Here is a 19,233-nt window from a genome sequence, read left to right on the forward strand (position 1 = left end):
AATAAACGAGATATTTGGAGGGATAAGCTAGCTATGAATACTCCTAAGGAACTTTACGAATCTAGAGCTAAGATCAAAGATCCTACTGCTATGCAGGATTTGCTGGAGAAAACTAGGATTGTAAACAAAGTGCTCCAAAACATGAAAGAGGCAAATTCACAGGAATTCCAAAAGTTGGCCAAGGTTCTGTGCGATCTTTCCACTGCCAACGTATATATGATAGATAGTAAGGGGAAGATCCTTGGATACGCCTGGGTAAGTGAATATGACTGCCCTATAATGACGGACCTTTTGAAAAATGGCTACATGCCGGAAGGTTACGTGGAGAGGCTCAACAGGTTCAACGAGTCGGTGCTCAACCACACGGATCATGGCCTTTGTGCTTATGCAGATCATCCTTGCAACAATTCAAACAAGCATGTAGTTTATGTTCCCATTTATGGAGGAGGGGAACGTCTGGGGACTTTGATGTTGGTTCGCTTTGGGTACCCCTTCGACACCAGGGACCTGGTGCTAAGCGAATATCTGTCCACCGTCGTAGGGATCGAGATCCTCAATGCAAAAGCCAGAGAGATAGAGGAAAGGGCAAGGGAGAGGCTTATAGTCCAAATGGCCATGCGAGCTTTGTCTTACTCTGAGGTGGAGTCGGTCAGGCACATAATTTCGGAGCTAGGTTCCTCGGAGGGTGTCGTTGTGGCCAGTAAGGTTGCAGACAAGGCTGGAGTTACAAGAAGCGTCATCGTCAACGCCCTGCGAAAGCTTGAGAGTGCTGGAATCATAGAGAGCCGAAGCCTGGGCATGAAAGGGACATACATAAAGATATTGAGTCGACTTTTCATGGAGGAGTTGGGTTTTCAAGAGTAATGACCTTGCGAGGTTAAGGTGTTATAATCATCATAATAACAAAGCAGTTCATGGAGGTGGTTAGGGCGGAAACAGTGTTTTACGGTCCTTTCGGCTCTTATTAAATTGACAATTATTCAAAAAACGGAGGTATCTGAACTGCATGATTCAACAAGAAGCTCCCCATTCTGAGGCGCTTAAAATAGGGGATGTAGTAGAAGGAACGGTTGAGCAAATAGTACCCTACGGCGTGTTCGTGAGGCTTAATAATGGCAAGCGGGCCATGATCCATATATCTGAGCTGTCCCGAGGGTATGTCAAGAAAGTTGAAGACGTGATGGAGCTCAATCAGAAGGTTAAGGCCAAGGTCATCAAAATAGACGAACGAGGTCGCATAGACCTCTCCATCAAGAAGCTCCAAGAGGAGAATGCCCGCCCAGCAAGGGCCACCTCACCGGCAGAGGATTTCGAGAAAAAGTTGGCGTCCTTCTTAAAAGCGAGCGAAGAGAAAATGATGGATCTGAGTAAAAAGACTAAAGATGGAAAAGGTAGCAGGAGTCGTGGCAAGAAATAGGGTAATGGTTCCATTGGGCCTTAAGTGGAGGGGGAAGAACTTACCCCCTCTTTTTTTTGACAGGATCTTTCCAAAGGACCTAGATCTTATAAGAAGGCAGGTAAAAAACCGCAAGTTTGACGAATCTTTGGTGTTGGGTGTTGCAAAGAGGTGTTCTTGGGGTGTGCCTGCGGTAATAGTGTGTGCTCCCTTGAAGGCCTTGAAGCCTTTCCCTACATCTTTTTGGCTCACGTGCCCTTATATAACTAAGGCATGTGACAGATTGGAATCTTCCGGTGGAGTGGCTCAATTGGAATCTTATTTGGAACAAGGCAAAAGGCACGAATGGAGCGCATTCATCATGGCCCATGTCGCACTTCGCATGTCACTTCTTGATGAAAACAAAAAAAGATTTTTGATCTCCAAAAGACCCCGCATGTGGGACGTTATTCGCAAGGGAGGCCCCGGGGGAATCCTTCCGAAAGGAAAAGTTACAGTCAAGTGCCTTCATCTTCAGATTGCATCTTGGATGGCCCTCGGTTGGCATCCAGGGGAGCCCTGGCTCAAGGATAGGCTGCCGGAACTTGGATGTCCTGACTGTGATCAAGTCAACTGTTTTGGCTAGGAGGTAATTGGGGTGGATGTGAACCTAGGAGCCGTGGATTTAGGGTCCAACTCCTTGCGTTGTTTAGTCGTTGGTTACGCAAAGAAAAGGCTCACATACAGGGCTTCGGGGCTTTGGATAACTCGAATAACGGAAGGTATAGGCTCTGGAAGTTTTGTAGCAGAGGGTCGGGCCGTTGATCGAACCATGGCGGCAGTGAGGGAAGCCTTGAAAATGCTCGATGCCTTCGGGGTAGAAAAAAGCATGACGAAGGTTTTTGCCACTGAAAGTCTGCGAGCAGCGGGGAACGGCCATTCCATAAAGATGATGATAGAACAACTTTGTGCCCTTCCAGTAGATATTTTATCTCCTTCTGAGGAAGCCTACTTGAGCAGGAAGGGAGCACTGCTGGGTCTGGGGGGGCATGACGTGGTTTTCGACTTAGGAGGAGGGAGCCTGGAGCTAAGCGGAGAGGACTTCGCTCATTCCTTCCCATTGGGCGCTGTCAGAATGACAGGCCTTTACGGTGAGGATTGGAAGAAGATAAAAGATGCAGTCAAAATAGCTTTGGCGGGAGCAAAGATTCATGGAAAAAAGCTTGCAGGCGTAGGCGGAACTTCCTCTAACCTTGCCATGATGGCAAAGGGACTTCCCAACAGCGAGTACCATCCTTCCAAGATCCACGGATGCAAAATCAGCTTGGAGTACTTGGCCCTTACTCGCCAAAGATTGAAGTCTCTTTCAGTTGATGAAAGAAAAAACGTACTTGGGCTTGAACGGGGGAGAGAGGATATTATAATAGCTGGGATAAGCGTCATAGAGGCTTTACTGGAAAGCCTGAACTTAAAGGAATACACTCACAGCGAAACCGACCTTTTGTGGGCCCAGTGTGCTGCAATGGCTGAGTCTCGCGGGCTTGAAGTAGAAGGAATCGTTTTATGAGATAGGAGCTGATCACAGTGTGGCACGGAAGGTTTAGAGAAGATACCGCCGAGGTGGTGCAGGAGTTCACCCAATCCCTTGATATGGACTGGAGATTAGCCAAGTACGATATATACGGAAGCATAGCCCATGCCCGGATGCTTGGAGAGGTTGGAATCATAACCAAGGAGGAGTCCAAGCTTCTGGAGGAAGGCCTTAGACAGGTCTTGAAGGAAATCCAAGAGGGGACTTTTTCTCCCAAACTTTCCCTGGAAGATGTTCACATGAACATAGAGGCCCGCCTGACGGAGCTTATTGGCCCAGTGGGGGCTAAGCTTCATACCGGCAGAAGCCGTAATGACCAATCGGCAACAACGGTCAGGCTCTTTTTACGCAAGGAGATGGTCGATGTAGGAGATGGCCTGTTGACTTTGATGGATGCCTTGATAGACAGGGCAACGGCTCACAGGACCGTAATAGTGCCTGGCTACACCCACCTGCAGCAGGCTCAGCCCATAAGCATGGGGCATTATTGGTTGTCCCATTTTTGGGCCTTTTCCAGGGACTTCAGAAGGGTGCTTTTTGCCTTGGATTCCATAGATGAGTGTCCCCTAGGGGCTGGAGCGCTGGCGGGCTCGACCCTTCCTCTGGACAGGGAGCACACTGCAAGGCTTTTGGGCTTCAAGAAACCAACGGACAACAGCTTGGATTCGGTGGGGCACAGGGACCACATGTTGGACTGCCAGTATGCACTGGCGGTGGTGATGCTTCATGTAAGCCGCCTTTCAGAGGATTTGGTCATATACGGTTCCAGGGAGTTTGGATGGCTTGACCTGCCGGACTCTTTCTGCACTGGTTCAAGCATGATGCCCCAGAAGAAGAACCCAGATGTGTTGGAGTTGGCAAGGGGGAGGACCGGCGGAGTTTACGGGGATCTTATAAACCTTGCCGTCACCATGAAGGCCTTGCCTTCGACCTACAACAGAGACATGCAGGAGGATAAGCGCCCCCTATGGAACTCCCTTCAGGTGGTCAAGGACGTCCTTGAGGTGCTCCCTCTTCTGATATCCCGTGTTGAGATAGATCAGGAAAAGGCCCTTGAGTCCTTCAGGGAGGGTTTCGCCCTGGCGACCGATGTGGCAGAGTACCTGGTCTTGAAAGGTGTTCCTTTCAGAGAGGCTCACGCGAAGGTTGGAAAAGCCGTCAGGTGGTGCATAGACAACTACAAAGACCTGGAAGAGTTGTCCTTGGAGGAGTGGAAAGAGCTCATTCCAGAGGTGGAGGAAGACCTGCTTGAACTCATGAGCCTTGAACAATCGGTCAACAGAAGGGAAACCTACGGAGGGACTTCTTTCAAACAGGTGGCCCTTCAGATAGAAAGAGGCTTGAGGCTTCTTGAAGAATACAGGGAAAGGCTTGCTCTATATCCAGCGAAGTTCTCACTTTAAACAGAGTGGGGCTTCTTTAGGGGACCTCTAAAGAACGAAAAATTTTTTGCAAAAAAATTTACAAGATACCCTTGACAGAGAGGCCAATGCCGGGTATATTGTTCCCGCTCCATGCGGGCCGTTAGCTCAGTTGGCAGAGCACCGGACTTTTAATCCGGGTGTCACAGGTTCGAATCCTGTACGGCCCACCACCTGGTAGTAGCTTAACGCGGTCCCATCGTCTAGTGGCCTAGGACACAGCCCTTTCAAGGCTGCGGCGCGGGTTCGAATCCCGCTGGGACCGCCACTTTTTATTGCCGGCGTAGCTCATTAGGTAGAGCAGCGCACTCGTAATGCGCAGGTAGGCGGTTCGAGTCCGCCCGCCGGCTCCAGAATAGCAGACAAGCCACGCAATGTGGCTTATTTTTTTATGGAGGTTCCAGCATGACCCACAAGGTGCGGCTGATTTTGGCCAGGCACGGCCAGACGGACTGGAATGCCCAAAGAAGATTCCAAGGAAAGACCGACGTCCCCTTGAACGAGGCAGGCCTGAATGAGGCCAAGGCCCTCGCCGAGCGCCTAAAGAACTGGCCATTTGACGTTATATACGCCAGTCCCCTATCCAGAGCCCTCAAGACGGCTCAGATAATTTCCGAAGTCAACGTCAACGGTGGAAGCATCAAGGTCTGCAACGAGCTTGAGGAGATGGGATTTGGGATATGGGAAAAGCTATCGATACACGAGGTAATAAAAAACTTTCCAGGACAATACGAAGCTTGGAAAGATGACCCGTCGAAGATGATTCCACCAGGAGGGGAATCCTTCAAGGAAATAATAGGGAGAGTGAAACCGGTCTTGGAGGATATATTGAATGGCCAAAATAGAGAGGTCCTGGTGGTGGCTCATGGTGGAGTAATAAGGGCCATTGTCGCGTCCCTTTTAGGACTTTCTCCTTCGGGCATATGGCATATGCGCCTGGATAACTGCGGTTTAGTAGGGCTGGTCTGCAAGGATGAGCAGGCGTCCCTTCTTTTTTGGAACGATGCCCTTCATCTTCACGTCCCCTTTGAACTTATTGATAAACTGCCCATTCTTTGAAGATGACAACACTCCCAGGTACATGATATAAAAGTCATGTGCCAAGAGGAGGTTGAAGAATGGTTTCTTCCGGTAAGGTGGAGGAAGAGAGAAAGAAGCAGCTAGAAGAGGAAGTTCTTTTGTGGCAAAGGGCCGTTGAAGGAGATGAAAAGGCCCGCGAGGAGCTCATCTTGATGCACAGGCCAATGGTCTTCTGGTTGGCCAGCAAGTTCAACGTTTCTCCTCAGCAATATCCCGACTTGATACAGGAGGGAATGGTGGCCCTCATAGAGGCCGTGGACCGCTTCGACCCATCCAGAAACATCAAGTTCTCTACCTTTGCTTACTACCGAGTTAAAGGGCAGATGGCTAATTTCCTTCAGAGAGTAGAGGCCAAGGCTCCCATGCCTGTGGATGAAACCTCACTCCACATTGTAAGTTCCGACGATTTCGAAAAGCTTGAATGGCTCATGAGCCTCACTGAGGAGCTTTCGAGGCTTCCAGAGAGGGAGGCAGAGATAGTCAGGGCGTTAGTCCTAGACAACGTTAAGGCTGCGGACTTGGCCAAGGAGAAGGGTTTTGACGTGAGCCACATATACAGACTTAAGCGGAAGGCCTTAGCAAAGTTGAGAGCAGTTTTAGGTCTGGAGGATGCAGTAAAAGGCCCCTAAGTTGTGATAATTATCAATGCAGGTTTCTTTGAGACAATTTGGGGGGAAGGGTTTTGGAGAAAAAACTTAGAAGGACCCAGAAATGGATAGAAAGGTGCATCCAGGCCTACAGAAGAGGCAAATACATGTATGCAGTGTCCGAGCTGGAGAGCGCAAGGGCAGAACTGGAATCGGCGAGGAATAAGTTATGGGAAATAACGGCAGAAGAGGCCAAAAATGGTAAAGTAAAACTCGGTTACGCCGTTTCAATGGGAGTGAAGTCTGCGGCTTTTGCCCTTTTGATACTTATGATTGCTGCGCTTCCTACGTCCACTATGCGGGGGCTTCCTCTCCAGGTCGTGAAAGAAGACAACCTAACCCTCGAGTGGGTCACTCCCGATGAAAGGTCGGCCCTTGTTGCCTTGCGAAAGAGTTTGAGCGAGATGAACCTTTCTGCCAGTGCTGTGGATGAAACGGACCTCAAGGTTGAAGGTGCACAAGTTGCCAAGGTGCCACAGAAGGATAGAAAGGTTCAAAACGTAGAAAACTCGGAACCAGAAAAGGATGAAGAAGGATCCCTGAGCGTAGAGGATGTTTTGTATTTGTACGAGGTGGGCCAGAGGGCTTTGAGAAAAGAGAGCATTAGAATAAAATAAAGAACATTGATGGGTAGTAAATTTGCGGGAAGGGGTGTTTCCTTAGTGAGAAAGCTTTTGTCGTTTGTTTTATTATCAGGTGCCTTGTTATTGTGCTTTGCATCGTTTTCCTTTGCTCAAAACCCCCTGGTGGTAGGAGTTGGTGTGTCCGGTAACAAGGAAGTAGCTTCCAATTTCATATTAAGTGTAGTTGAAACCAAGGTAGGAGAGCCCCTGGACCGCGAAGTGGTTCAGAAGGACATAGACAACATATACGGCTTGGGATTTTTCTCCCTGGTCGATGTGAATGTCACCCCTCAGTCCGGCGGGGTATACGTGGAGTATGAAGTGGTAGAGAACCCCACCATCAAGGAAATAGTTTTCGAGGGAAACACGGTCTATTCCAGTGAGGAGCTCATGGAGTACGTATTCTCCAAGCCTGGAAGCGTGTTCAATAGGGTCTTTTTCAGGCACGACCTGCAGAGGATAAAGGAAAAGTACGAAAAGGACGGTTACACTTTGGTGAGGATGGAGGACGTAACCTTTGAGGATGGCGTAGTAAAGATAAAGATCGTCGAACCCAGGGTGGGCGACATCATTATTCAGGGAAACAAAAAAACCAAGACCTTCGTAATAAAGCGAGAGATACTCCTCAAGAAAGGGGATCTATTCAACGCCGTCTTGGTTAGGCACTCGCTGAACAAGCTCAACCAGCTTGGCTTCTTCGAGGACGTCAGCTTGGGATTTGAACCCAACGAGGAAAACCCCGATATGGTGAACTTGGTGTTCACGGTTACCGAGCAGAAGACCACAAAGGTCGGCCTTTCCATAGGTCACGGTTCCAGTAGCGGATGGACCGGAGGCGCGACCTTGACCGAGACCAACTACAAAGGCCTTGGACAGAGGGCCGAGATTGGATTTGAGACTGGAGACAGGGAGCAGTACTGGATAAGCTTCACTGAGCCCTACATGGACCAGGAGCATTACTCCTGGAAGGTCGGAGTTTACAAGAGAAGCTGGGAGGACCTTGAGGAGTACGAAGATGGAACGCTCCAGCACTACTACGACGAGGACAAGAAAGGGGCTTACTTCGGTATAGGCAAGAAGTTTCGTTCCGACGATAGGCTTAGCTGGTATGCCCTTTTGGATTGGCACGATGTTGAGATCTTCAACGTGAGGAACCCTGACGAGACTCCAGGGACAATGGTGGACGATGAGGATCGCGTAGGGACCAACTACTCCATTACGGGCACTTTCACCTATAATGACATGGTGAAGTACATATCCTATCCTGACGGGGCAGTGTACAAATTGAACGTCGAACAGGGCTACTTTGAGCCGGACGACGGAGACAAGATGGATTACACCAAGTACTGGATAGAGACTAGATACTACAGGCCCCTCAAGGACTTTTTGTCGGGGATAATGGACAATCTGGACATCGGTTCCGAGGATAACCCGGTGATATTTGCGACCCGACTGATGTATGGTTCTTCTTCCGGTCAGGTTCCGTGGTCTGAGCAGTACTTCCTGGGTGGATCCAGCACGTTGAGAGGGTACAACGACGACGAGTTCGAGGGTGACGAGATGGCCCTTTTGAACGCCGAACTAAGAGTACCAGTCAAGGATGCTTTCTCCGTGGTTTTCTTCTACGACACAGGTATGGCATCGGACAACTTCAGTTTCTCTGACTTGAAGGATGCTTACGGAATCGGGGTCAGGGTTCGTACCCCACTGGGCAATCTAAGGCTGGATGTAGCCGAGGGAGAATATGAGACAGTTACTCATTTTGGCTTTGGGGAGATGTTCTAGGTGGTGCACTTCTGAGGGATGAACGTTTTCTTGAGGGTTGTGCTTCGAACTTTGTGGGCCTCGGTCGTCTTGGTTATGGCCGTGGCCTTTCTAATGAATAAGGAGGCATGCGCCTTCGTTAAGGTGGAAGGTGTGCAGCCGTGGCTTGCTGAGGTCACGGAGCGTTCCTTGGACGCTGTATGGAGCGAGGCAGTGAAGCGAAGCCTCCCAAACAGGGACGCGGTGCTGAAGCTTGTGGCCAAGAGGCTCTTTCCGGGGTTGGTCGTAGAGGATCTCAGGGAAGATGGAGATAACCTTTACGTCAGGTTTGCCCCCTCCCAAGATGGAAAGCAGTGGAAGGCGGTTTTCAACTATCCAAAGCTTTCACCCTTTCTTTCGAGGCTTTTTGAAAAGGATGCACAAGCCTTGCGCGGTAAATTTGAAGAGATGTTGGATCACCTTTCCTTCGATGTCCTGAGATGGTCCTCTGGCGCATTTCAGGAGAAGGCAGAAGGCATGATAGAGTCAAGCCTTCCTGGGTGGAAAGGCGCATTTGTCTTTTCTACGGAAGAAGAGTCTTTTGTGCTGGAGGTGAGCTTTACCCCGAAAGACCCTATCGTAGTGGCGTTCAGGACCAGCTTCTCTTCCCTTACTATCCCCAACATACTGCAAGCAGATTTGGAAGAGGAGACCTTGGAAGTGCTTTCCGATTACATAGGCCTTCCGGTCCAGTGGGTTTCCAAGCACAAAAAGGACATCTCCAGGCAGGTTGCAAGCTCCCTGGAGGAAAAGTGGCAGGCTAGGAAGCTAAAGGGGAAGGTGGAGGTGGATCTTACCCCACAGGCTGTTTCTTCCATGAAGGTCAACGTGGAGAGCCAAAAGTACGTGCTCAGGGCATGGCTTACCACTTATATTGGCTCTGAGGGAAGGTACCCAGAGGTGGGGATTCATTTTGGAAGACGAACGGTTCCCCTATCTGGTTTCGATCTGGAGCTATACGGCGAAGGGATAGTGCGAGTGGACAATGGCGACCTGGAAAGCCGCCTAGGGGCTAGGTGGCTTTTGTGGAAAGATGTTTGGGTTGGAGCGGAGCGAGTTTTCCCAGATGATGAGTATTGGGGGCGAGTCTGGTTTGACAAGATCCTGGATGGGGTTTATGGTTGGGCTCGCTTCAACGAAGAGAACGAGGTCGAAGCTGCCGTCGGATGGAGGTTAAGGGAGCACATATCCTGGGAGCTTTTTTACGATAGCAGAGAGGAAGACGAATTTTGCGTAAGGTTGGTAGGTAACCTTTAGGAGGGAGTATTACATCAAGATGATCGTAGAGCGGGATATTACCATAGCCGAGCTAGCTGGATTGGTGGAGGGCAAACCCCTTGGGGACGAGAGAAAGATCGTTAGGGGTGTGCAGCTTCCATCGGGGCAGAGGCGGGACTATGTGGCAGTGGCATGGCAGAAAGAGGACTTTCATTTGGTGGGCGAAGATGTCCCAGTGGTTGTTCCTGAAGGGTGGCTTACGGAAGGAAGGACTGGTATAGAGGTAAAAGACCCGCAGCTTGCTTTTGCTAAAATATTGTCGTTTTTCTCCCCCAAGAAAGATTTCTCGCCAGGGATTCACGAAACGGCGGTAGTGGACGCTGCGGCCAAGGTGGATCCTTCGGCGAGCGTCGGCCCATACTGTGTCATCAAAAAAGATGCCGAGATAGGTCCAGGCGTGGTGCTGGAGTCAGGGGTATACGTAGGAGAGTCCGTCAAGATTGGGGCCAGAACACGAATTGAACATGGCGTTGTGCTCTATGATGGCACCATCGTGGGTGAGGATTGCCTTATCCACGCAGGTTCCGTAATTGGGTGCGATGGCTTCGGCTTTCTACTGAACAGGGCCCCCAAACCCATAAAGATACCCCAACTGGGCAGAGTCAGGATTGGAAACAGGGTAGAGATAGGAGCCTGCAGCACCATAGATCGGGCTACGCTGGATGAGACGGTCGTGGGGGATGACACGGTGATAGACAACCATGTCCACATAGGACACAACGCCAAGATAGGCAAAGGATGTGTGTTGGTGGCCATGGTAGGCATTGCAGGCAGCGCAGTGCTTGAGGACGGAGTGGTCATGGCTGCCCGAAGCGGCGTAGCTGATCACGTCAGGGTCGGAAAGGGGGCAGTGATAGCTGCTCACGGAGGCGCTACGAAGGACGTGCCTCCCGGGAAGGTGTATTCAGGCTTCCCGGCGCGGGAGCACGATCAGGAAATGAAAAGACAGGTAATAGTAGGCAAGCTGGTGGAGCTTTATCCTAAGCTAAGGAAAGTTCTTAAGTCGTTGGATAAAGATCAAGAGGGTGCTGGTGAAAGTAAATGACGCGAGGAAAGATAAAAAGGCTTAAAAGCCCCATGGTGCTCCAAGGAAAGGGGCTTCATACAGGGGTAGAATCTACTCTCAGGCTCTACCCGGTGGATGAACTTGGAATATGGGTGGAAAAGGAGGGGAAAAGGTACAACCTCCAGGATCTTGAAGTCGACGGTTCGGCGAGAGGAACGGCCCTCCTTTTTCCTGATGGAAAGAGCTTAAAGACGGTGGAGCATCTCTTGGCGGCCTTGTCAGGACTGGGAGTGTGGCAGGTGGCTTTTTCCGTAGAGGGGCCTGAGGTGCCTGCCATGGACGGCTCGTGCTTCCCTCTGGCAAAGGAGCTTTCTGGAAACGTGGAGGAGATTTCCCTGGAGAAGGACCTTTGTGTGGATGTGGCCTTTCCCATTTGGGTGCACGACGAAAATAGAAAGGCTTTCGTGGCGGCCTTCCCTGGTGAGGGCTTTCAGACATCGGTGGTAGTTAATTATGGAACGGAAAGGGGCATAACGCAGGCCTTTGAGTACGTTCACAGCGAAGGGGCCTTCCTTGAGGAAGTGGCCAAGGCAAGGACCTTCGTATTGGAAGAGGAGATAGAGTTTGTGATATCCAGAGGGTTAGGCCTGGGAGGGTCGAAGGATAACACGGTAGTGGTCCCTTTGAGGGGGCCAATGGAGGGATTGAGGTATCCTGACGAACTGGCAAGGCATAAGACCCTGGATCTTATAGGTGATCTCTCACTTTTGGGGTCTCCCGTGAGAGGTATTGTGGTCTCATACAAGGGAGGGCATGCCCTTAACGTGGAACTTGCTAGAAGGCTAAAAAGACTTTTAGTGCGGGATAATGTATGTTAAAAAAGCGACTATATAAGTTTGAAGGAGGCGCAGCCATGGACATTCTAAAGATAAGAAGTTTTCTACCCCATAGGTATCCCTTCCTTTTGGTTGACCGGGTGCTGGAGGTAGGCGAAGACAGGGTGGTAGGATACAAAAACGTAACTATAAACGAACCATTCTTTGTAGGCCACTTCCCTGAGGAGCCGGTAATGCCTGGAGTGTTGGTTTTGGAATCCATGGGGCAAGTTGCAGCCATGATGATAGCTACCAAGCCGGAGGCGAAGGGCTTGGCAATGTATCTTACTGGGATAGAGAAGGCCAAGCTGAGAAAACCGGTAGTGCCAGGGGACAAGCTGGTGACCGAGGCCAAGTTAGTGAGGCTTCGAGGCAAGGTTGGAAAGGTCGAGGCAGTGGCAAAGGTGGAAGGCGAAGTAGTGGCGGAAGCCCTTTTTAGCTTCGTGGTCGCAGAGAGGCTTACAGGGGAGAAAGATTGATGGCAACCTTTATCCATCCTACTGCACTGGTATCAAGCAAGGCAGAATTGGGAGATGGTGTGTCGGTAGGGCCTTACTGTATCGTCCATGACGACGTGGAGATTGGGCCAGGAACGAAACTTGAGGCCTTCGTTACTGTTCGGGATCATGTGAGAATCGGCCAAAACTGCCTTTTGTGCGAACACGTGACTTTGGGTCAGGCACCCCAGGATTTTGGATACAAGGGAGAGCTATCCTGGGTGAAGATCGGAGACGGCGTGACCCTAAGGGAGAACGTTACTGTACACCTTGCCAGTGGAGAAGGAGCGACAACTACCGTCAGTGACGGCTGCTTCATAATGGAGGGTGTTCACATAGGACATAACGTCTTCGTGGGGCCCAACTGCGTAATAGCAAGCAAGGCAGGCCTGGCAGGATACGCTAGCATAGGCAAGGGAGCAGTTCTCGGGGGACTGTGCGGCATCCACCAGTTCGTGCGGATCGGTGATTACTGCATGATAGGTGGGTTATCCAAGGTGGTCAAGGATGTCCCTCCCTTTTTGACTGCTGATGGCCACCCCGCCAAGATACGGGGGCTCAATGTAATAGGGCTCAGAAGGAACGGCTTCAGCCAACAGGACAGGAGCCTCATAAAGAGGGTGTACAAGACACTATTAAGGAGCGGGTTGATGCTCAAGGAGGCCGTGGAGGCGGTGGAGAAAGGGTATGATCTTGTTCCTCCGGTGAGGGAGATTTTGGCCTTCCTCAAGGAGAGCAAGAGGGGAATCTCCCCTTGGCCAGGCAAGGGCGAAAAGAGGTCATTCGATGATTAAGCTTTTCGTGATGGACGTAGATGGTACCATGACCGATGGTGGCATTTTGGTGGACGGCTGTGGAAACGAGTGGAAGCGTTTCGATGTCAAGGACGGCATGGGGATAGCGAGGCTCAAAAAGAGCGGAGTAGAAGTGTGCATCATAAGCGGCCGTCCGTCCAAGGCAACCGCCGGTAGGGCTGAGGAGTTGGGGATAACTAGGGTGTACCAAGGAGTGGATGACAAGCTTGCTCTTTTGAAGAGCATAGCGGAGGAAATGGGTTTGACTCCTAGCGAGATCGCTTACATAGGGGATGACGTGAATGACGTGCCCTGCCTTGAATGGGTAGGGCTTGGATTTGCGCCGTCTGATGCTCTTTTGGAGGCTCAAAGGGCTTCAGACGTGGTGACCCCATCAAGGGGAGGTTATGGAGCGGTGCGAGATGCGGCCGAGTTCGTACTGCAGAAAAATCAATCTGAAGGGACTTCCAAGGGATGAGCAAAAAGCGCCACTTGCTGAGAACGCTAGATAGATACATCCTTTCGGAGGTTTCTGGGGCGTTTTTCTTTGGTATAGCAGCCTTCGCAGTGCTTTTGGTGGCAGGGGACCTTTTGTTCGACATTGCTGATCTGATAGTCGAAAAGGGGGTTTCCGCCTGGGCTGTAGCGAAGCTTTTCGCATACAAGCTTCCCGAGGTCATAGTTATGACTTTGCCCATGGCATCTCTTTTGGCTTGCCTTTTGACCTTCAGCAGGCTTTCATCCCAAAGCGAGATAGTGGCCCTTAGGGCGTCGGGGGTTGCCTTTCAGAGGATACTGGTTCCCATATTGATTGCTGGCACATTGGTTTCCATGGTGGCCTTGGCTTTCAACGAGACTTTGGTTCCTCTCTCCAACAAGGCAGCGGACAACATACTCAGATTTGAAGTGGCAAAGGAAAAGCCCACAATGCTGAAGGAAAAGGTGTTTTTGAGGGAGGAGTCTGGAGGAACCTTGAAGAGAGTGGTCTACATAGCCAAGCTTCGATACAACAAGGGCGAGATGGAGGACGTGCTGATTCAGGATTTTGAGAAAGGAATCTTGAACAGAATAACCAACGCCAAGCGAGGTTATTGGACCAAGGAAGGATGGGTCCTCAGGGATGGCAAGGTCTTTGAGGTCAAAGGTGGAGAGAAGGTCCAGTTGCTTTTTTCCTTTGATACCCAGAAGATGCCGGTCCTTTTCGAACCGCAAAAGATGGTTAAGGTTTCCCGAAACCCCCAGGAGATGAGCGCGCTGGAGCTATGGGAATACATAAAGCTAATGAAGAAGCAAGGCTCAAACCTGTCTCCTTTGTGGGTTTTGTTTCACTTGAAACTGGCTCTGCCGTGGGCATGTGTGATATTGGCCCTTTTGGGCACTACCCTTGGGGTAAGGCCACACCGTTCAGGACACGGCACGGGGCTTGCAACAAGCGTTTTCATAGTCTTTTTGTACTACGTTCTCATGTCCTTTTTCAAATCTTTTGGAGAGGCGGGGCATCTAAGCCCCCTCATCGCTGCTTGGATGCCCAATCTTACATTCTTCGCCTACGCGTTCAGGTTGGCGCTGAAGGCTAATGGTTAGGGGTGGTTCCTTTGTTCTCTGAAAGGATTGCGTTGATTGCAGGTGGGGGTGCTCTGCCTTTGGAGATACTTGGCAGGCTGCAAGGCAAGATAGCTGTCGTCTATTCATTGAACGAGGGGCTATCCAGTGGAGAGAGCGTCCCTGAAACCACAGAGGTTATAAAGATGGTCTCGCCCGATCTGGAGTGGCTTTTGAGGGACCTAGAGAGAAGGAACATAAGGAAACTTTTGATGGCAGGTTACGTTCCCAAGAAACTCATGTATATGCCAGAGGCTCTGGACCCTGCCCTTCGGGCCGTCATAGGTAAACTTGCATCCAGGGACGATCATAGCCTTTTGGGAGCTATCGTGGAGGCCATAGAGTCTCATGGAGTCGAGGTGATGTCCTATAGGGATGTAATCTCGGATATATTGGCTCCTGTTGGTGTGATAGCTGGCCGCAACCCGACGGAGGAGGAAAAGGACGACATAGCATGGGGGGTAGAAATAATTAGACGCCTTTTGCCATTGTCCTTTGGCCAGACTATAGTTGTGAAAAACCGCTCCGTTGTCGCCGTGGAGGCCATGGAGGGTACCGACAGGACCATAGAGCGGGCGGGCACCCTTGTCAAAGGTGGAGTCGTAATAAAGATGATGCGGCCAGACCAGGACGAGCGGTATGACCTTCCCACCATAGGCCCGACCACGCTGGAGGTCATGGCTAAGGGAGGGCTTTCCTGTCTTGCAGTGGAGGCAGGAAGGACTATAATCCTGGAGAAAGAGAAAACCTTTGATATCGCCGAAAAATCGGGGATTGCCGTTTGGGGGATAGGCTAATGTCGATCTTTCTTAGCTGCGGCGAGGCCTCGGGGGACTACTACGTTGCCAAGCTTGCCGCCAGGCTAAGACAAAAAGGGTTCAGCGGTAAGATGTGGGGCCTTGTGGGCCCTCAGAGCGAAGCCTCAGGCGTGGAAAAGACCTGGTCCATGGGAGAGCTTCAACTTATGGGGATAGGAGAGGTTCTCTCGTCCATCCCCAGGCTCTTTTCCCTTAAGAAGCAGATAGAAAACCGTATTATCCAAGAAGCTCCAAGGGCTGTGGTAGTAGTGGACAGCCCTGATTTTCATTTGAGGCTCCTGGAGGGGCTGCGATCCAAAGGGTACGGTGGAAAAGTTGTATATTTGTGCCCGCCAACCGTTTGGGCTTGGAGGAGTTGGAGGGTCAAGAAGCTGAGAAAGTTATGTGACCTCTGTCTTCCCCTTTTTGGCTTTGAACATCAGTTCTTGTCGGAAAGGGGAGTTAAAAGCCTTTGGGTGGGCCATCCTTTCCTGGATGAGTTTGATTTGAGCAGTAGGTTTTTCCCGTCCTTTGACCCGGAGAAAAAGGACAAAGTTATAGGCCTTTTGCCTGGGAGCAGGCCATCGGAGGTAAACAAGATGCTTCCTGTCCTGTTGGAGGTTGCCCACAAGCTTGAGCTTGAGGGTTTTGTGCCTGTTTTTTCAATTGCTCCTAACCTGTCGGAAGAAATGAAAGATTACGTTAGATCCAGGTCAAGGCCCTTTGAGGCCTACTCGGGGCCTGGAGCTGAGTTGATAGAACGTTCTGATGCCGTGGTCGGGGCGAGCGGTACTGTAGCAGTTGAAGCTCTTTTGCGAAAGAGGTTCATGGTGGTGTTATATAAGGCCTCTTGGTCTTCGTGGCTGGCTTATAAAATCTTCGTCAAGACTCCCTGGATAAGCATACCCAACATATTGGCTGGAAAGATGGTGTTTCCCGAGCTGCTGCAGAAGAATGCCACAGCTAGTGCTGTTTTGGAACACCTTTTGCCTTATCTTAAGGACTCTGCCTACAGGGGCAAAGTGCACGAGTTCATGGATAGAGCCTGCGACAAGTTGGGCCGGCCGGGCGCACTGGATTTGTGGGCAGAAGAGGTATTGAAGGGTGTTGAGCGATGAAGGAAGTGCTTTTGTTGGCCAATGGGCCAGGGGAGCTTTGGTGTTGGGTAAGGCCCATGGTCAAGGTGTTGAAGGCTAAGGGATACAGGGTGAAAATTGGGCTTTTGCCCTGCCAGTTCTCTTCGGGGGAGGAATCAAGAATAGCGAGCAGTCTTGGAGCCGATGAAGTTAAAGGGCCCTCTTTCTTTGTAAAGAGCGCCTTGGATATGTTGAGGGATTCTTCGGATCTGGTGTTTCAACTTGGAGGGGACCTCGTGTATGGCCTTTTGGCTTCCAGGGGTAAAAGGCCCTTTTTCTGCTATACTTATGGACCCAAACCTTTTATGGAAAAGGCTGACGTTGTCATGACAGCCTGGGATTTCCCTTTGGTTCCGGGGAGGGTCGTCGTAGGAGATCTGGTGGCCGATGCCTTGGACATGGATGAAGGAGCTTCTCCCTGGAAGAAGGAAGGGGCTTTACGCCTTGTGTTCTTTCCTGGCAGCAGACCGGGGATAAGGAAGACCTCCTTGAGGTTCCTTTCGGAGGTGAAAGGTACTTTGGAGGCCTTGTTGGATAACGTGGAAGTAGTGACTGCTCTCTCTCCCTTTGCAGCCCACTCGGAGATTGAGGCGTGGGAGAAGGAGGGGTTGAATCCTTCCCTCTCTGGCACTAGGGTGGTGTTAGAGGGGGCAGATCTTGCGCTGACTCAGCCGGGAACCAACACACTGGAGTTGATGCATGTTGGGGTTCCTGCAGTGGTTGCCGTGCCCTTTTATTTTTTGGAACATGTTCCCCTTGGAGGGTTGAAGGGAATAATCCTTCAGACGCCTCTTTTGGGGAGAATGATAAAGGATAAAGTATTGAGAAAAGCCTCCGAGAGGAGGGGCTTTCTTGCTTGGCCCAACAGGATTGCCAAAGAGATGATAATGAAGGAAGTGGTGGGCGACGTTACTCCTGCTGATCTGGCAAAGCTTCTTGCAAAGCTTCTTTTGGACGAACGGCAGAGGCTTTGCCAGAGAGAGCGTCTGAGAGCCCTTTCGAAACCATATGGGGCTGCAGAAAACATATTATCCATTATCGAAGAGAGGATCGGCTAGGATGGCTAGTAAATGGAAGAAGAGTTTGTATTTGAGGCTTTTGAACTATGCCAGGCCTTACATGTCCAGGATAGGGGTTGGGCTTGTCTGCATGGTGTTGTCCTCGGTGTTTACCGTTGTGGCTCCGTGGATACTCAAGAACATTGTGGACGATGTTTTGATAAGCAAGAACCTATTAATGCTCAACGTTCTATCTTTAGGTTTGGTGCTTTTGTACCTGTTGAAGAACGTGGCAAATTACGGCCACCAGTACTTGATGAATTGGGTTGGCCAGAAAGTGGTGATGGACCTCAGGCTTGAACTTTATGATCACATGCAGAGGATGTCCCTACGGTACATCTACGGCTCCAGGGTGGGGGAACTGGTTTCCCGCATCACCAACGACGTGGTCAAACTCCAGGAGATGGTGACCACCGCGGTCATAGACCTGGTGGTTCAGGGGTTGAGCTTCGTGGGCATGTTGGGTTTTCTGGTCTACCTCAACTGGAAGCTTACGGCCATTACCTTCATGGTTCTGCCCGTTGCGGCGTGGGTGTTGGATGTGGCATCCAGGAAGCTGAGGGCCGTGGGGCATGACATTCAGAGTCAGCTTGCAGCCCTTTCGGCAATAGCCTATGAGGCCCTCTCGAGCATCAGGATAGTCCGTTCCTTTGCCACAGAGGACGAAGAATATGACAGGTTCAAGGATCGCAACCAGGCCCATTTCAAGGCTTTGATGAGGGGCACCCAGGTCAACGCTGCCCTTTCGGGCATAATAGAGGTCATATTGATAGGAGCTTTGTCCTTGATCCTTTGGTTTGGCGGCAGAATAGTCGTTGCGGGCGAGATGACCCCTGGAGAGCTGATAGCCTTTTTGGGGTATTTGGCCCTCTTGGTGCAGCCCATAAGGACCTTCTCTAGGGTGGTAGCTAAGATCCAACAGGGTATGGCCTCGGCGGAGCGAATATTCGAGGTTATGGACACTAAAAGCGAGATAACGCCGCCCAAAAAGCCCATAGTGCTCTCACATATAACGGGAAAAGTGGACTACAAGAACGTGTCCTTTGCTTATGAGGATGAGCGTTGGATACTAAGGGACATAAACATTTCCGCCTATCCTGGGGAGAAGATAGCCATAGTGGGGCCGACGGGAGCGGGGAAATCCACATTGGTGGATATGATACCCAGGTTCTATGATCCCCAAAAGGGAGGGGTCTTCATAGATGGAATAGATGTTCGCAAGCTGGACCTGAAATCCCTGAGGAGGCAGATAGGCATAGTTCCCCAGGACCCCATCCTGCTCAAGGGCAGCATATCCTATAACATTGCCTATGGTTTACCCGGAGCCACCCTGAAGAGCATAAAAAAAGCGGCCGAGATGGCGGGAATAGGAGCTTTCATCGAAAGTCTTCCAAGGGGCTACGATACTGAGGTCGGGGAAAGAGGCGTAACATTGAGTGGCGGTCAGCGCCAGAGGCTTGCCATAGCCAGGGCCATAATAAGAGATCCTCGAATACTGATATTGGATGAGGCGACATCCTCCCTTGATGCCATGGTGGAGCAGGAAATTCAGATGGCGCTGAAAAAGGCCTCTGAGGGCAGGACTACTTTCGTTATAGCCCACAGGCTGGCCACGGTAAAAGAGGCCGATCGGATATTGGTCCTGGACAA

20 protein-coding genes and 3 tRNA genes are annotated in these 19,233 nt (G+C 50.8%); all 23 read left to right on the forward strand.

The window, feature by feature from the left end:
* The first annotated feature begins 33 nt into the window (after positions 1 to 33).
* The gene (gene codY / locus V7Z69_RS04135; protein WP_334138713.1) at positions 34 to 864 is read left to right on the forward strand and encodes a GTP-sensing pleiotropic transcriptional regulator CodY; all 831 of its coding nucleotides are present in this window, start codon (positions 34 to 36) and stop codon (positions 862 to 864) included.
* Between the two features lie 142 nt (positions 865 to 1,006).
* Entirely contained in the window at positions 1,007 to 1,417 is a 411-nt protein-coding gene (locus tag V7Z69_RS04140) for a S1 RNA-binding domain-containing protein (RefSeq protein ID WP_334138715.1), read from the forward strand.
* Positions 1,383 to 2,021, forward strand: coding sequence for a DUF501 domain-containing protein (locus V7Z69_RS04145; RefSeq protein WP_334138717.1), 639 nt, complete (start codon positions 1,383 to 1,385; stop codon positions 2,019 to 2,021). Before V7Z69_RS04140 ends, V7Z69_RS04145 begins: the two co-directional genes overlap by 35 nt.
* Before the next feature lie 12 nt (positions 2,022 to 2,033).
* Positions 2,034 to 2,942, forward strand: a complete 909-nt coding sequence (locus tag V7Z69_RS04150; RefSeq protein ID WP_014162693.1) for a Ppx/GppA phosphatase family protein — start codon at positions 2,034 to 2,036, stop codon at positions 2,940 to 2,942.
* A 17-nt stretch (positions 2,943 to 2,959) separates the two neighbouring features.
* Positions 2,960 to 4,369: an argininosuccinate lyase gene (gene argH / locus V7Z69_RS04155; protein WP_334138719.1), complete on the forward strand. Its 1,410-nt coding sequence runs from the start codon at positions 2,960 to 2,962 to the stop codon at positions 4,367 to 4,369.
* A gap of 115 nt (positions 4,370 to 4,484) precedes the next feature.
* Positions 4,485 to 4,560 (forward strand) — tRNA-Lys (locus tag V7Z69_RS04160).
* 19 nt (positions 4,561 to 4,579) lie between these two features.
* A tRNA-Glu gene (locus V7Z69_RS04165) sits at positions 4,580 to 4,655 on the forward strand.
* A 9-nt stretch (positions 4,656 to 4,664) separates the two neighbouring features.
* Positions 4,665 to 4,740, forward strand: a tRNA-Thr gene (locus V7Z69_RS04170).
* A 52-nt stretch (positions 4,741 to 4,792) separates the two neighbouring features.
* Positions 4,793 to 5,446 carry an alpha-ribazole phosphatase gene (gene cobC, locus V7Z69_RS04175; protein WP_014162696.1) on the forward strand — a complete coding sequence of 218 codons (654 nt, stop codon included), beginning with the start codon at positions 4,793 to 4,795 and terminating at the stop codon, positions 5,444 to 5,446.
* 59 nt (positions 5,447 to 5,505) lie between these two features.
* Entirely contained in the window at positions 5,506 to 6,096 is a 591-nt protein-coding gene (locus tag V7Z69_RS04180; RefSeq protein ID WP_014162697.1) for a sigma-70 family RNA polymerase sigma factor, read from the forward strand.
* A gap of 53 nt (positions 6,097 to 6,149) precedes the next feature.
* Entirely contained in the window at positions 6,150 to 6,731 is a 582-nt protein-coding gene (locus tag V7Z69_RS04185; protein ID WP_014162698.1) for a hypothetical protein, read from the forward strand.
* A 45-nt stretch (positions 6,732 to 6,776) separates the two neighbouring features.
* Complete coding sequence (locus tag V7Z69_RS04190) at positions 6,777 to 8,522, forward strand: BamA/OMP85 family outer membrane protein (RefSeq protein ID WP_334138722.1); 1,746 nt, start codon at positions 6,777 to 6,779, stop codon at positions 8,520 to 8,522.
* A gap of 18 nt (positions 8,523 to 8,540) precedes the next feature.
* Positions 8,541 to 9,797, forward strand: a complete 1,257-nt coding sequence (locus V7Z69_RS04195; RefSeq protein ID WP_334138724.1) for a hypothetical protein — start codon at positions 8,541 to 8,543, stop codon at positions 9,795 to 9,797.
* A 19-nt stretch (positions 9,798 to 9,816) separates the two neighbouring features.
* Positions 9,817 to 10,863, forward strand: coding sequence for a UDP-3-O-(3-hydroxymyristoyl)glucosamine N-acyltransferase (gene lpxD / locus V7Z69_RS04200; protein WP_334138726.1), 1,047 nt, complete (start codon positions 9,817 to 9,819; stop codon positions 10,861 to 10,863).
* Positions 10,860 to 11,702 carry a UDP-3-O-acyl-N-acetylglucosamine deacetylase gene (locus V7Z69_RS04205; protein WP_014162702.1) on the forward strand — a complete coding sequence of 281 codons (843 nt, stop codon included), beginning with the start codon at positions 10,860 to 10,862 and terminating at the stop codon, positions 11,700 to 11,702. The genes lpxD and V7Z69_RS04205 overlap by 4 nt, the downstream gene beginning before the upstream one ends.
* Positions 11,703 to 11,737: 35 nt before the next feature.
* Positions 11,738 to 12,178 carry a 3-hydroxyacyl-ACP dehydratase FabZ gene (gene fabZ / locus V7Z69_RS04210; protein WP_014162703.1) on the forward strand — a complete coding sequence of 147 codons (441 nt, stop codon included), beginning with the start codon at positions 11,738 to 11,740 and terminating at the stop codon, positions 12,176 to 12,178.
* Positions 12,178 to 12,990 carry an acyl-ACP--UDP-N-acetylglucosamine O-acyltransferase gene (lpxA, locus tag V7Z69_RS04215; protein WP_014162704.1) on the forward strand — a complete coding sequence of 271 codons (813 nt, stop codon included), beginning with the start codon at positions 12,178 to 12,180 and terminating at the stop codon, positions 12,988 to 12,990. The genes fabZ and lpxA overlap by 1 nt, the downstream gene beginning before the upstream one ends.
* Positions 12,983 to 13,468, forward strand: coding sequence for a KdsC family phosphatase (locus V7Z69_RS04220; protein WP_334138728.1), 486 nt, complete (start codon positions 12,983 to 12,985; stop codon positions 13,466 to 13,468). The genes lpxA and V7Z69_RS04220 overlap by 8 nt, the downstream gene beginning before the upstream one ends.
* Positions 13,465 to 14,574 (forward strand): LPS export ABC transporter permease LptG, encoded by a 1,110-nt coding sequence (lptG, locus tag V7Z69_RS04225; RefSeq protein ID WP_014162706.1) that lies wholly within the window; start codon positions 13,465 to 13,467, stop codon positions 14,572 to 14,574. Before V7Z69_RS04220 ends, lptG begins: the two co-directional genes overlap by 4 nt.
* A 2-nt stretch (positions 14,575 to 14,576) precedes the next feature.
* Positions 14,577 to 15,389, forward strand: a complete 813-nt coding sequence (locus V7Z69_RS04230) for an LpxI family protein (protein ID WP_334138730.1) — start codon at positions 14,577 to 14,579, stop codon at positions 15,387 to 15,389.
* Positions 15,389 to 16,507, forward strand: coding sequence for a lipid-A-disaccharide synthase (lpxB, locus tag V7Z69_RS04235; RefSeq protein ID WP_334138732.1), 1,119 nt, complete (start codon positions 15,389 to 15,391; stop codon positions 16,505 to 16,507). Before V7Z69_RS04230 ends, lpxB begins: the two co-directional genes overlap by 1 nt.
* Positions 16,504 to 17,583, forward strand: a complete 1,080-nt coding sequence (locus V7Z69_RS04240; RefSeq protein ID WP_334138734.1) for a glycosyltransferase family protein — start codon at positions 16,504 to 16,506, stop codon at positions 17,581 to 17,583. The genes lpxB and V7Z69_RS04240 overlap by 4 nt, the downstream gene beginning before the upstream one ends.
* Before the next feature lies 1 nt (position 17,584).
* A partial coding sequence (locus V7Z69_RS04245) for an ABC transporter ATP-binding protein (RefSeq protein WP_334138735.1) occupies positions 17,585 to 19,233 on the forward strand: 1,649 nt, incomplete at its 3' end.

Origin of the sequence: Thermovirga lienii (genome assembly GCF_036847465.1) — a bacterium.
Taxonomy (GTDB): domain Bacteria; phylum Synergistota; class Synergistia; order Synergistales; family Thermovirgaceae; genus Thermovirga; species Thermovirga lienii.

What these genes read in the sequence shown, in the direction of transcription:
- codY (WP_334138713.1), top strand. Translation starts at nt 34, where the DNA reads ATGAATACTCCTAAGGAACTTTACGAATCTAGAGCTAAGATCAAAGAT.
- V7Z69_RS04140 (WP_334138715.1), top strand. Translation starts at nt 1,007, where the DNA reads ATGATTCAACAAGAAGCTCCCCATTCTGAGGCGCTTAAAATAGGGGAT.
- V7Z69_RS04145 (WP_334138717.1), top strand. Translation starts at nt 1,383, where the DNA reads ATGGAAAAGGTAGCAGGAGTCGTGGCAAGAAATAGGGTAATGGTTCCA.
- cobC (WP_014162696.1), top strand. Translation starts at nt 4,793, where the DNA reads ATGACCCACAAGGTGCGGCTGATTTTGGCCAGGCACGGCCAGACGGAC.
- V7Z69_RS04180 (WP_014162697.1), top strand. Translation starts at nt 5,506, where the DNA reads ATGGTTTCTTCCGGTAAGGTGGAGGAAGAGAGAAAGAAGCAGCTAGAA.
- V7Z69_RS04195 (WP_334138724.1), top strand. Translation starts at nt 8,541, where the DNA reads ATGAACGTTTTCTTGAGGGTTGTGCTTCGAACTTTGTGGGCCTCGGTC.
- lpxD (WP_334138726.1), top strand. Translation starts at nt 9,817, where the DNA reads ATGATCGTAGAGCGGGATATTACCATAGCCGAGCTAGCTGGATTGGTG.
- V7Z69_RS04205 (WP_014162702.1), top strand. Translation starts at nt 10,860, where the DNA reads ATGACGCGAGGAAAGATAAAAAGGCTTAAAAGCCCCATGGTGCTCCAA.
- fabZ (WP_014162703.1), top strand. Translation starts at nt 11,738, where the DNA reads ATGGACATTCTAAAGATAAGAAGTTTTCTACCCCATAGGTATCCCTTC.
- lpxA (WP_014162704.1), top strand. Translation starts at nt 12,178, where the DNA reads ATGGCAACCTTTATCCATCCTACTGCACTGGTATCAAGCAAGGCAGAA.
- V7Z69_RS04220 (WP_334138728.1), top strand. Translation starts at nt 12,983, where the DNA reads ATGATTAAGCTTTTCGTGATGGACGTAGATGGTACCATGACCGATGGT.
- lptG (WP_014162706.1), top strand. Translation starts at nt 13,465, where the DNA reads ATGAGCAAAAAGCGCCACTTGCTGAGAACGCTAGATAGATACATCCTT.
- lpxB (WP_334138732.1), top strand. Translation starts at nt 15,389, where the DNA reads ATGTCGATCTTTCTTAGCTGCGGCGAGGCCTCGGGGGACTACTACGTT.
- V7Z69_RS04240 (WP_334138734.1), top strand. Translation starts at nt 16,504, where the DNA reads ATGAAGGAAGTGCTTTTGTTGGCCAATGGGCCAGGGGAGCTTTGGTGT.